The following is a 12,929-nucleotide window of genomic DNA, read 5'->3' as shown; positions in this document are numbered from 1 at the left end:
TATTGCATAAGTCATCCGATGATCATTGTTGGAGTGCCTCTATCGAATCATGGGGTGTACGTCAGAAAGTATTTTACATGGCAATCGAAGCAAGAAACTGGCATCTGATAGCCCAAACCAACGTTTTTACTAGGCAAAAAATGACATGGCTGCAAGCCCATATACATGTTTTCGACTTAAGCAAAAGTCGCATACCCTCCAGTAACCCCGAGTTTGAACTCGGAAGACCCTTTTTAGAGGTCTCCCTATCTAATGTGTTATTGATCTATATAATTCGATTTTAACATTGGAGATTTTTTTATTACCAGTATTAATAAAGCTAAGCTAACTATCAGGCCTATAGTATTGCTCAATACAATTGCAATTGCTGATGCAAAAATCCCTATCTCTGGTAGAAAGACAATGTTTATAACAATAATTATTAATAGTTGTGCCAGGTTTATTAGCCAGTAATACTTAATCAATCCAAAATTATACCCTATCATCTGTAATGGGTTCGTAAGCATATATATACAATATCCAAAACATAGGATCTGAGCAATTAAGACTCCGTCAATATATTTTTCACCAAAAATAAATGGAATTAATATGGGTATAAATATTGAATACATGATCCCGAATACTACAAGTATTATGCTTAACTGTGATATTTTCTTCAATTTATTCATTGACTCTTCGTATGAAAGAGCTGTAGATGTATGTGGTAATACGACTATTAACGTACCCCATAAAACTACAGATAATGGTAACGTGACTGAAGTAGCAATATAATAAATACCTATTTGAATTTTATCGACGAAATAGCCCATTATCCATATATCCAGCTTCTGGGTGATAGCTAAAATTATTGTTGATATTATTATAAAAAATAGAAATGAATCAGGATTCATAAATTGGTGTTTATTGTTGTAAAGTTTAGGTGCTTTTAAAACTTTACAATAGAAATTTCTAATTGTAATGTTTTTGAAATCTGTTGACGAAAATAAAACACTATTTGGTATTACTATAAATGATAATACAGTCCCTATAAATGTGGCAACGAAATTTATCACTACTACTATTGTTAATGACCAATAATTAAATATAGATAATAACAAAATACCGCAAAATATTATAATCGTTTGAGTAGTTGCTATTAATGCATACATCCGAAATTTTTTTTGCGATTGAAAATATATTTGTGGCACAAATGCCATAATAGAAAATACGCTAGTAATCAGACTAATTATTGTTAGTTTCCATAGATATTCTGCATGCCATATATTACTCAATATATATTTTGATACGATTATAAATAAAATAGTAACGACTATTGCCGTAATCATTCTCAAACGAAAAGCCCATCTTAATGCCATATGGTGTTTTTCAATATCGTTATTGGACAAAGCAATTGATGCATATCTTACAGCAGTTTGATTTATGCCCATATCTGATAATACTACTACTAAACTAGATATGCTTAGAATAATTGCATAATTCCCTATGTCTTCTGGCCCCAATCCTCTTGCTATCATCACTGATGTGATCAGTCCAATTCCCATTGCCAATGATCTGGGGATCATTGATATAATTATGTCTTCTATAAACCTACTATATTTATTTAGTAAATCTTTAATTAATAATATATTAAATGTACTTAACATGACTGTGTTGTTACTTACTATTTTATACCCACTTCAATTTATCGTTATATTGTTATATGTTCAGAGGCTTTTGCATAAGTCATCCGATGATCATGGTCCTGGGGCTTGCCCCTTATCTAACATAGTGGGGGGTCTGTATCCATCGTTCTATCGCCGTAAGTCTGATATTCACTCTAATTCTAAAGATTCTGGTAGTTTTTCCTCGGTTTAGGGTGAGTTGCTCTTTCAATAGGTAATATATGTACTCGCAATGCATCCTATTTTATATAATTTATTCAGAGTTATATTCTGGATGGAATATACTCCTAAATGCTGTACATCTGAAACATATTCTTAGTGCTCCGTCGATTAATACAATTGATCAAAGGTATGCTGATTGAGTATACGCATTCCATGTGCTCTTTTGAGTCATAGGCAATATTACCTAACAACCCCTTAATCGGGAGGATTCTCTTCCCGTTTTCATGATCAAGGGCAGTAGTTTGTGGTGTCGTGCATGCTTGCTGGAGTGACGACGATGCAGATCGGCGCCAGTGTCATTAGATCGTAGAATAAGTGGATTTTGTACCCGTAATACATTCCTCATTGATATGATCATACTTCAAGCAACAACAGGATCATTTCGGCTGTACTGGGAGGCCTACCAATTTTATTATCCTTATCCAAGTACTGGAAACACTGCCAGTCAACCACTTCCAGCATCATGAGTGGCACGTCAGAAAGTATCTTACCACGGCAATCGAAATCCTCTACCCATGCCCCACCGACAGCTTTATCCTCCTCTCCAAACCATCGTCTCATCCCATCCAGCAGACTAACGATAAACAAATAGATCCTGAGTTCCCGGCTTTTGGTAATATCCTGATTTTTTAATGTAGTTAGTGTATGCCGATCTATCAATCCGTAACCTTTATCATGTTATGTTATCAATTGGTAACATGTGGAGAGTTTTGTGCAGGTGCGGAAACGGGGAGGGCAGGAGTACCTCTATGAAGTAACCCCGTATTATGATAAAGAGAAGAAACAGATACGGCAGACGGTGAAGTACCTGGGCAAGAATGTTGACGGTAAACCGGTGAAGGTCAGAGAGACAGCCAAAAAGCCTCGGAGGGCTCTTAGCTATGGGGAATTCCAACCACTCCTTAAGATCGTTGAGGAGCTGGGATTAAAAGAGATCCTGCAGGATGAACTCCCTGATAGGGATGTGAAAACCGCTCTGTTGTTAGCTTTTAACCGTGTCCTCAGGCCGGTCAGCATGAGGAACGTGGAATCATGGTACGAGGCATCTTATCTCTCGGAGCAATCCGAGTTCCGGGATCTCCAGACTACGAGTCAACGGTTGAGCGAATTCCTGGAACGTATCGGTGAAAGCGACGTACCAATGGGATTGTTCAAGGGCATGATCCAACGGTTTTCCACCGGTGCTTTGATCTACGATCTTACCAGTCTCAGCAGTTACTCTAAACTGATCAACATGTTGGAGTATGGGTATAACCGGGATGGATTGAGCACTGCACAGGTCAATCTCAGCATTGTTACAGATAAGGACTCGGGCATCCCCCTCATGTACGATGTTTACCCGGGTAGCATCGTCGATGTATCCACCCTGTTCAATACCGTCCGAAGGATCAAGGATCTGGGAATCGCCAGGTATACCATGATTATTGACAGGGGTTTCTTTAGTAAAGATAATCTCCAACTGCTCTTTGATGAAAATGTAGTATTTGTCATTCCTGCCAGCACCACTCTGAAATCGGTTAAAGAAATGATCACCAGTTTGCATGATGATATCAAGGACCCGGACAACCTTCGGAAATACCATGACACGGTCATCTTCGTCAAACCGGTAACCATAGACGTTGACGGTCTCCAGGTGAAGGGCTATTATTATTACGACAGGAACCGGGAGAATCTGGATACCAACCTGTTTTACAAACGATTGTATAATGTCGTGGACGAACTGAAAAACAGGCATATCAAAAATCCATATGATACTGAACGGATCGTGCGCAGTATCGCGGGCAAACTGTACAATTACATCGAAGTTCAACGAAACATCGATTCCAGCCTCACCGTCACGATCAAGAAGAACGCGGTGAGTCAGCGGATCAACCGGATGGGCAGGTACATCCTCTGCTATCACGGGGAGATGACCTGGGAAGAATGCCTCCGCACATACAAGGAACGGGATCAGGTCGAGAAACGATTCCACCACTTGAAGAACGATCTTGATGCTGTGCCTTTGAATGTGAGAAAAGAATCTACGATGAAAGGATTCCTATTCATCTGCTTCCTCGCCTTGATATTGAGAATGCGCCTTCAGAAACACCTCGAAGAAACCCGACTCGATAAAAAGTATTGCGTCGAGGACCTGATCCTGGAACTCGAAAAAATACACATGATCAAACTCGAGGACGGAGACTGGCTACTGTCAGAACTGACCAAGAAACAGAAAGACATCATCGAACGCATGAGCCTTGAATCATGTTACCAAAAAACCGGGAAGTGAGGTTAGATAGTGAGATCAGGAATAACTCTACGTCCGGTGGACTGGTTACACAACTTTTAATTTGTGCGCTCAATAATGGTTTAATTACTGGCGCAGTTGTAACCCGAATGAGCAAGGATAATCCGTTGGTACCTGAACCCTTTATTGCCAGAACCCAAGAAGAAATCATCGAAGCCTCTTGTTCGAAATATTGCCCTGTGCCTGTTAATATGGCATTGAAAGAGCTTGTTAAAACTGGTTCAAAGGAAACGATTGCAGTCGTTGGGTTGCCATGCCACATTCACGGATTGCAGAAAGCCAAGTACAAGGGGCTATTCAAGTGTAATTTAATATTTTTTGGTATCTTTTGCGGTCATACGCCGAGCTTTAACGCTACTCAATGGCTGTTAAGGCAGAATGGTATTAACGTTGCAGACGTAAAGCAAATTGAGTATCGCGGTAAAGGATGGCCCGGTAGTATGACGGTGACTTGTATGGATGGGAGCAAAGTAAGCCTTGACTATCATATGTATTGGGATAGTGGATTTGGCAAGTATTTCTTCCCTCCACGCTGTACATTATGCTATGATGGTACGGCGGAATTCGCTGATATTTCGTTCGGTGATGCATGGTTGCCACGATTCAAAAATGACAGGATCGGTACATCAGTGATCATTTCTAGAACCAGCGTAGGCGACCGGCTGTTGTCGCAGTGTAAAGGTATTATAGAGCTTCAAAAAGTCGATAGGGATGAAGTAGTAGCGTCTCAGAGATCAATGCTTGCTTACAAAAAAAAAGGCTACTCTGCACGTAAAGCGATTCGTCGCTTTACACAGCATAAAACCCCCGATTACAATATTACCGAAGTCAAGCCGAAGTTTGTGGACTACTTAGGGGCGATCTCCGTCTACGTGTCCCTATGGATGGCAAAACATCACCTTTGGCCGCTCTTGAAAGTTCATAGCATTGTTACAAGGATATGTCGTTTTGTTTACAAAAGACAGAAAAATCCTTAACTCCTCTTTGAATGTAGCGTAATTTTATGTATTGTATACATGTATTAATAAAATGCTATGCAAGTCCACACCAGTATAGAAAAATATTATAAGGAACCCCTCTACCGTAATTCCTTTCTAAATATCTTGAACGGTGTGGTCGGTGCAGTCTTTGGACTATTGTTCTGGATGGTTGCGACCCGGCAAATGACTTCAGGTAACCTTGGCATTGTCAATGCAATAATTTCTGCTGCAACCTTGATACTGGTGGTATCCCGGCTGGGTATGGACACAGGCATTGTGAGGTTCCTGGCGAGATCTCCTGATAAAAATTCACTGTATAACGGATCGAGTTTCATAACCTTATCAGTAGCTTTAGGGCTTACGGCGGTCTTCATTATAGGTCTCGACTGGTTTTCCCCCACCCTGATCCTTCTTAGGCAAAGCGATATCCTGTTCGCTTTTTTTGTATATATCCTCGTGAACTCGATGTATTATATGCAGAGTATCACTTTACTCTCTTTAAGGAGATCGGATATTAATTTTGCTCAGAATCTGATACTCGGAATCAGAGTGCCACTACTGTTCTTCCTGTATTACCTTTTCCCAAACACCCTAGGTATTCTACTCATCCTCGATGTATCTTATATGGGGGCTTTTTTATTCAGCCGAATTGTCTTAAGTAAAACTGGTCTGCGGTTCACTACGAAAGTAAATTGGGGGCAGATCAGGAAATCCTGGAAATACAGCTTAGGAGGATATACTTCTAACCTATTTGCCATTATGCCTACTACACTCTTGCCGATAATTATCATTAACACCCTGGGCCCATCCAGTAATGCATATTTCTTCATCGCCTACACAATTGCTTCCTTTATAATGATGATCCCCAACTCAATTTGCTCAGCATTGTTTGTTGAGGGGTCACATGATATGCCAGTTCGTGATATCTCCATTAAATCTTTAAAACTAATTTTTGCGCTCCTTATACCCCTCTCACTGTTCATGTTTCTGTTCGGAGATATGATTTTGATGCTTTTTAACAAAGAGTATTCGCTTCAATCATTTGAAATTCTTAGGCTACTCGTACTATCGAACATTTTTTCTGCAGTTACGCTGTTTTACATATCAATTAAAAAAATCCAGAAGGACATGGGTATCGTCAACCTCATCAACTCGTCAATCACCGTGATGATCATCTTACTGAGTTACTTCTTTATAGGGATATACGGTTTAGTTGGCGTAGGGTATGCTTGGCTTCTGACCAATTTACTCGCCTTTATTTTCATTTTGGGTATCGTGTTAAAGACAAAAGCGTGGAGAAACAAAAATTTATTACACTGAAGCTCTAAAGACCCAATTGAATATTAATTGTCAACAAATTAAATGGAGGAAAAAAAATCGTCCGGTTTTTTATTTCGGTCAACCCAGGGTTTGCTAATAAAGGTGACGCAGCTCTACTTGAAGGGGCATTCAAATATATGCGAACCTTCGAAGATGCCCGGATATGTCTCTTGTCAAAGAACCCGGATTTTGACAGAAAACGATGTGACGTACCTGTCGTCGGACTAGACCAGACTAAAGCTGGTAAGCTGGACCGAACTCTCTTTAAGCTACGATACTTGCAGTATTTTCCGCTGGCACTGGTATACCATCTGACGGGTAAATACTTGGTTGACGACCGTCTGGTGGTGGCTAACTACCTGTGGAAAGAGTATTGCTTCTGTGATGTGATGGTGACTGGACTGGATGATGGGATGAATACGCTCTACGGCTCTGTCTCTTTTAACCTGATCTTTCTCGATACCTTGTTGGCTAGACTGTTAAATAAAAAGGTCGTCCTTTTTGGGGGTTCGATCGGGCCCTTCAGGAATAAAAGGTTTGAGAGACTGGGGAAATATATCCTACAGAAACCAGATCTGATCACCCTCCGGGAAGAGATCTCTTACGAGACTTTTGCATAATTCACTCGATGATCGTTGTCCTGGGGTTTGCTCCCTGTTTAACCTGGTAGAGTACTTGTATCTGTCGTGCTATCAGGGTGAGTCCGGTCTTTACAGTAACTCGAAGGATTCCGGTAGTTTTTACTCGTTTTAAGGTGAGGTGCTCTTTCAACAGGTAGTTCGTGTACTCGCAGTGCATCCTGTTTTTATATAATTTGTTCATGGTGATGTCGTGGAAGGGGATGTACTCCTGTATTCGGTACCTGGGTAGCTCTTTCTTCGTGTTCCGCCGGTTAACTCGGTTGATCAATGGTATGCCGATCGGGTATATGCGTTCCAAGTGCTCTTTAGAGTCATAGGCAATGTCAGCGAACAATCCCTTAACAAGGAGTATGCGACTGCCCATTTTCCTCTGTAATGGCAGTAGTTGTGTAGTGTCATGCATGTTGGCAGGAGTGACAATACTGCAGATCGGCGCCAGTGTAATCAGATCGTAAAGTAAGTGGATTTTGTACCCGTAGTACATTTTATCATTGATGTGATCGTACCCCCATGAGGCCTCAGGATCACTCCGGGTGAACGCAGGGAGGCTGGTACTGTCTACCCCAACCATGCTCATGAAATCCGGGTTTTTCTTCCAGATCATGCTTGTCAACAGGACCATGATCCGGTCGGTGTCTACCTGGTCTTTGAATCTGCTGAACGTGCTCTCACTAGGTAATTGGTCGAAGCCGAGAATCCGCATTTTATAATTGTCGCCCTTGAGTATTCTTACTAGTTCACTGACACTCGAGAGATTTGCCAGTTCCATGTAGAGAAGTGCTCGTAGCAAGGCGATCCGACTGTACTGGGGAGGCCTCCCAATCTTATTATTCTTCTCGAGGTATCGGAAACGCTGCCAGTCAACCGCTTCCAGCATCATGAGCGGTATGTCAGAAAGTATTTTACAATGGCAATCGAAGCAAGAAACGGGCATCTGCCAGCCCGTACCAACGTTTTTACTATGCATAAAAACGCCAACGGCTGCAATGCCCATATACTTGTTATCGACTTATGCAAAAGTCACATCTCTTACGAATACTTAAGAAAAATTGGGGTGACCAACCCTAACATTCACGTCACTGCCGACTTGGCTTTTGCCATTGATGCCGCCACCGATAAAAGGGTTGCAGAAATTCTACAAGTAGAGGGCGTTAGTGGTGTGCGCAAGCCAATAATAGGCGTTTCGTTAAGCAAGGTTATCTCAAAATGGGCGTTTCCAGATGTGTCGGATCCTGAGGAAAAATATAAGCGGTATGTCAAAATCATCGCTAGTATTCTGGATGATTTGATAGTCAAAACCGGGGGAACCATTGTTTTTATACCTCATGTATTCGGGTCCAGTGATAGTAATAATGACCGACAGACTCATAAAAAAATAAATGACTCGATGAAGTTAAAGGATCAAACCCTGTTAATTGATACCGAGTACTCGGCTGGAGAGTTACGAGGTTTAATTGGCAACTGCGATTTCTTCATAGGGGCGAGAACCCATGCTTTGATCAGTGCTGCGATGACCTGCGTGCCTTTCATAGGCCTCGAGTACGAATCCTTCAAGACCCGAGGTATCCTTGGCCGGATGCTTGGCTTTGATAGATATGTTTACAATATCCAGGAAATGGATGAGGGAAGCTTGAAACGATTAATACTAGATTGCTGGGATCAGAAAAGTTCGATCAGACAAGAGTTGGAACAGAAACTCCCGGGAATCCGCGAGCGAGTGTCAATCAATGACCGCTTACTACATGAGCTATTAGATAAAAAATAGTATATTAAACGAACTACTAAATATAACTCTTTACAGTAAGAATCTGGGGTTTAGTATCATGGTTGAGAAAATCGGGTATCTAGACGGTGTGAGGGGTGTTGCTGCTTTAATGGTTGCAATATCTCACTTCTTCTATGGGTTTTACCCATCGATAAGCTCACTGTCTCCATTACTTATCAATATAAACTCAATAAATATAACGCTAAATTTTAAACCATTAATATATATGATCATCCATAATCCCGCTTGCGTCCCTATCTTTTTTGTATTAAGCGGATATGTGCTAACTTATAAATTTTTTCAGACAAATAATCCTGAAAAGAAGCAAGATATCTACTTAGGTGGTGCTATAAAAAGGTACCCACGCCTCATGATCCCAGCTTGTGTATCCATAATAATCGCTTTTATCCTACTCTCTTTAGGATTATTTTACAATGACACTGCAAGTTCCTTACTTGGTCCAAAAAATATTTTTGAATCAGGGTTTGCAGAAAATTGGCAGTTTACTCCTAATCTCTTTGACGCTCTACGTCAGGGACTATTTAGCGCTTACTTTTCTGATAATAAAAATGGTACCGATCATAGCTTAGTCTCTTATAATGGGGTATTGTGGACGATGTATTGTGAGTTCACTGGCAGCCTCATATTATTTGCCATCCTCGCTATTTTCGGAGAATTTAAGTACAGACGGATATTGTACATACCGGTTATCCTGATTTTTATCGGGACTCACTATATGGGATTTATTTTCGGATTACTGCTTGCTGATTTGTTTAATAATCAGGAAGGGATAAGACATAAAGTTAACAACTTATACATATTAATCGCAGTATTGGCTATTTGCATAATATACTGGCTATTCATAAATAGATTGACTAACTTCCCATTATTGGGACTGTATAAACTCGATCTCATATATATCTATATATCAGTCGGCTTACTCATGTTCGTTATATTGTCGTCCAATTTCATGCAATGGCTACTTTCTCGATCACTCTTCTTGTTTTTGGGGAAGATCAGCTTCTCCATGTATCTCTTGCATGGGATCATTTTTGCTTCATTCAGTAGCCTAGTATTTATTTATTTATTTCCAAAAACGTCCTATTTAATATCCTTCTGTGTGACTTTTCTCTTGTCTATGATAGTTGTATTTGGAGCATCGTACTTGTATTACCACTGTGTTGATAGTCAGAGCATGAGGATATCTAAGGAAATATATAACCGTTTAAAAAATAGTAGCTGTCGTGTACCTATCACAAAAGATACTAAAATACCAGATAATCAGGGTTATCCCTGATTAATGGTATTAAATTTATAGCAGTAGAAATTTTCTGTTCGTAACGTTGGCGCTCTTTATCTTCTCGACAGGGAATTTTTCTGCAAAGATAACCTGCAGTTGATATAAGATAAAGATGTAGTATTTTTCATTTCGGCCAGCGCTAACCTTAAAACGGTTAGAGATGATCACCAGCATGCATGACGATATTAATGATATAGGGGATTTTTCCCAGTGTCCGCTCTGAGTTTGTACTAGTGATATATGGGTGTGCGTTTTTGTTTTTAGTGATGTAATGGGATTACCAATCGATTGTGGTATACGTCCTGCTTGTCAGAACGATTCTTGTGAGTTTTACCTGAAGTCTGAGGGGAGTCGTGTTGTTAAGAAGGGATTTAGCCGTGCGGGGCATCAGGTGTTTCAATGTCGGCACTGTGGTCGGCATTTTTGTGAGACGATTAATACTCCCATGTATGGTCGGCGTATTACCCGGGAAGATGTTATTCTGATTGGGAAACTGTTGAACGAGCGTAATGGTATCCGGGCTATTGAGCGTATTACCGGTCATCACCGGGATACGGTGATGCGAGTAGCTAAAGATCTTGCCCGGCATGCGGAGTTCTTGAGCAGTGTGCTGGGTGATGGCTTGAGCTCGGAGGCTGAGCATGAGGTAGATGAGATGTGGACGTTCGTTCAAAAAAAGAAGAGCATAAGCAGGTAGGGGATGAGGAATGGAGTGGCGACGCGTGGATCTACATGTGCGTGAGGCGGGAATCCTACTACTTCGTGGGTTTTAGCGTGGGCAGATGGACTCAAGGGACATGCCGGGTTATGCTCAGCCAGGTCAGCAACTCAGTTCAGGATGGCGTTTTCACCGTGTATTCTGATGGAAATGACGACTACTATTACACGCTCACCGATTTCTTCCAGGAGGTCAGATACGGGCAACTGGTTAAGATACGGGAGAAAGGGCGAGTCGTTGGTAAAGAGATCCGAGTCCTCATCGGGGACGTTGACAGCGAGCAGGTAGAGACATTTAACGTCGAGAACTTTAACAGCATACTCCGAGGCAGAGTGGGCAGACTGGTCAGAAAAACCAAGACCTTCTCCAAGATACCCGAAATGCTCTACTACTCGGTGGCCCTATTCCAGTTTTACTGGAACTTCATGAACCCCCTGCCATGCAAGCAAACACCAGCCACGATAGAAGAAATCACCACCAATGTCTGGACCCGGGAGCAATTCATCAGCTACCACCATACAATATAATCAAGGACACTGGGCATACTTCATTTGAAGAAGCTCCTTCTTTTTACCGCCTCGTCAAATTCTCTGACTTCTGTTTCATTGGATGTATCTATGGTCATCGATAGTTTTTCCATCAGGATGATCTTCTTGACCCTCGCCGCTAATTCTCGGTCGGGCGTACACTGAATTTTTTCGTAGCCGATTTTTTCCATCATGCCCATAATGGACTCTATAAGGGCGTCGGTATCGAAGGGCACATCCGATTCGCGGGCGAGCTGTTCGTCGATCAGTTTTCTGACCCGGAGCATTTGTCTGCTTTTAACCTCTACCTTGCGAATTGTAGACGAGTCTGTGACGACACTCCGGCTGAATAGCTTGCCCAGTGCTGGGTAAGACGTAGTGTGGCCCAGATTCAGCAAAGCTGCAACAACTCCTGGCTCGGAGATGGCGTACCTGCCGTTTATACATAGTGAGCCGCTTACCCCGTATTGCCCGAAACCGGTGACGGCGGGAGATGGTACTGACTGTGAACTACAGCCATCTTCAAAGAACGTTCGATTCGTGGAAAATTCATACCCGGCGGTCATTCGAACCTCCTGAGCAGATCATCGCTGATCAGGTTGAAAAAACAACTATCTGTTATTTCGTGTGCCTTGACGATCCAGTCTACAATCTCCTCTTTGTTATCGAAGATGACGTCGACTTCTGACTGTACTCTTGTTTCCCAGATCAACGCGTCTTTATTTTCCCCTTTATCATTCGTCTTCAAGCCGCGTGCAAACCGTAAACCGAGCATACCTTTTGGGACTTTTGTCGGGTATACAAACCTGAAATCGAAGTTGTGATTTTTCCTGTCAATTGTCTCTTCATCAAACAGTTTGTTATTGAGGTTGATCGTCGTTCCCATCTCTTTATGAATAAACTGGTAGATGTCGTTGTGGTCGAAGTCAAAATCTATTGCATCTATGTATCTCAACAAAAGGCTATTAATCTCAAGATTATTTCCCTCTGTCGGATATGCATCGAATAGCTCATCGACCATTTTTCTGGCCCGTTCCTCAAAGTCTTCCCAGATGTACGATTTTGTATCGTTTAGCGTTATTATCCCGGGGCCGATCTGGATGAGGGGCCATTCGTTTTCAGTTTTTCTAAACTGCTGTTGGACTACGTATGCAGAAATGTCTGCTGGTATATTAGATGTCGGTAACTCTACTGGATAGGGGTAGTCTGCGTTCAACCGGTCATATAATCTACCTATCACTAATTTATAGTTCGGATCAACGAATACTCCCGGGGATTTTTCCTGAAGCTTCCATCTGATCTCCAGGATGGCTTCGACCAATGGTTTATTTTTTAAATTCTTTCTTGCCATGACAAATCCCCCTGCGAATGCAGAAATACGAACTTAGAGAACTTTAGATCAATGCAATAGCATTATAATTGTAGCCTATGTACGCATTTTTAATAAATAATTTTAACTGTTGCCTTCTCCAATTGTCGGGTGACGAATTGATAATGGTCTAAGAGGC

General features: G+C 41.5%; 13 protein-coding genes. 7 read left to right on the top strand and 6 right to left on the bottom strand.

Annotation, left to right across the window (positions count from 1 at the left end; genetic code table 11):
- Positions 1-257: 257 nt before the first annotated feature.
- From RCI_RS07535 to RCI_RS17345, 3 genes are all read right to left on the bottom strand, one after another.
- Positions 258-1,643 carry a lipopolysaccharide biosynthesis protein gene (locus RCI_RS07535; protein ID WP_012035820.1) on the bottom strand — a complete coding sequence of 462 codons (1,386 nt, stop codon included), beginning with the start codon at positions 1,641-1,643 and terminating at the stop codon, positions 258-260.
- Between the two features lie 468 nt (positions 1,644-2,111).
- Positions 2,112-2,183 (bottom strand): hypothetical protein, encoded by a 72-nt coding sequence (locus tag RCI_RS17350; RefSeq protein WP_231844983.1) that lies wholly within the window; start codon positions 2,181-2,183, stop codon positions 2,112-2,114.
- 54 nt (positions 2,184-2,237) lie between these two features.
- Positions 2,238-2,444, bottom strand: a complete 207-nt coding sequence (locus tag RCI_RS17345) for a hypothetical protein (RefSeq protein ID WP_231844971.1) — start codon at positions 2,442-2,444, stop codon at positions 2,238-2,240.
- Positions 2,445-2,595: 151 nt separating this feature from the next.
- On the opposite strand from RCI_RS17345, the gene RCI_RS07525 reads away from it, so the two are divergent.
- The 4 genes from RCI_RS07525 to RCI_RS07510 are packed head-to-tail and all read left to right on the top strand — an operon-like array spanning position 2,596 to position 7,090.
- The gene (locus RCI_RS07525; RefSeq protein ID WP_231844970.1) at positions 2,596-4,152 is read left to right on the top strand and encodes an IS1634 family transposase; all 1,557 of its coding nucleotides are present in this window, start codon (positions 2,596-2,598) and stop codon (positions 4,150-4,152) included.
- Positions 4,128-5,147, top strand: coding sequence for a Coenzyme F420 hydrogenase/dehydrogenase, beta subunit C-terminal domain (locus RCI_RS07520; protein ID WP_081477301.1), 1,020 nt, complete (start codon positions 4,128-4,130; stop codon positions 5,145-5,147). The genes RCI_RS07525 and RCI_RS07520 overlap by 25 nt, the downstream gene beginning before the upstream one ends.
- A 57-nt stretch (positions 5,148-5,204) precedes the next feature.
- On the top strand, positions 5,205-6,470 hold the full coding sequence (locus RCI_RS07515; RefSeq protein ID WP_012035815.1) for a lipopolysaccharide biosynthesis protein: 1,266 nt from the start codon (positions 5,205-5,207) through the stop codon (positions 6,468-6,470).
- A 20-nt stretch (positions 6,471-6,490) separates the two neighbouring features.
- Positions 6,491-7,090, top strand: a complete 600-nt coding sequence (locus tag RCI_RS07510; protein WP_331436977.1) for a polysaccharide pyruvyl transferase family protein — start codon at positions 6,491-6,493, stop codon at positions 7,088-7,090.
- A 1-nt stretch (position 7,091) separates the two neighbouring features.
- Here the strand turns inward: RCI_RS07510 and RCI_RS07505 are convergent, their stop codons facing one another.
- A complete protein-coding gene (locus RCI_RS07505) occupies positions 7,092-8,078 on the bottom strand; it encodes a transposase (protein WP_012034999.1) in 987 nt (328 codons plus the stop codon).
- On the opposite strand from RCI_RS07505, the gene RCI_RS07500 reads away from it, so the two are divergent.
- From RCI_RS07500 to RCI_RS07485, 3 genes are all read left to right on the top strand, one after another.
- Complete coding sequence (locus tag RCI_RS07500; protein WP_048198240.1) at positions 8,073-8,876, top strand: polysaccharide pyruvyl transferase family protein; 804 nt, start codon at positions 8,073-8,075, stop codon at positions 8,874-8,876. The genes RCI_RS07505 and RCI_RS07500 overlap by 6 nt on opposite strands.
- Before the next feature lie 58 nt (positions 8,877-8,934).
- On the top strand, positions 8,935-10,173 hold the full coding sequence (locus RCI_RS07495; RefSeq protein ID WP_012035813.1) for an acyltransferase family protein: 1,239 nt from the start codon (positions 8,935-8,937) through the stop codon (positions 10,171-10,173).
- 660 nt (positions 10,174-10,833) lie between these two features.
- Complete coding sequence (locus RCI_RS07485; RefSeq protein ID WP_148266568.1) at positions 10,834-11,421, top strand: IS1 family transposase; 588 nt, start codon at positions 10,834-10,836, stop codon at positions 11,419-11,421.
- Between the two features lie 20 nt (positions 11,422-11,441).
- On the opposite strand, the gene RCI_RS16665 is transcribed toward RCI_RS07485, so the two are convergent.
- Complete coding sequence (locus RCI_RS16665; protein ID WP_012035810.1) at positions 11,442-11,987, bottom strand: hypothetical protein; 546 nt, start codon at positions 11,985-11,987, stop codon at positions 11,442-11,444.
- Positions 11,984-12,772: a TIGR04255 family protein gene (locus RCI_RS07475; protein ID WP_012035809.1), complete on the bottom strand. Its 789-nt coding sequence runs from the start codon at positions 12,770-12,772 to the stop codon at positions 11,984-11,986. The genes RCI_RS16665 and RCI_RS07475 overlap by 4 nt, the downstream gene beginning before the upstream one ends.
- Positions 12,773-12,929 lie beyond the last annotated feature (157 nt).

Source organism: Methanocella arvoryzae MRE50, from assembly GCF_000063445.1.
GTDB lineage: Archaea > Halobacteriota > Methanocellia > Methanocellales > Methanocellaceae > Methanocella_A > Methanocella_A arvoryzae.
The sequence above is the reverse complement of the archived record's forward strand: the minus strand, read 5'-3'. Positions and strand labels throughout refer to the sequence as shown.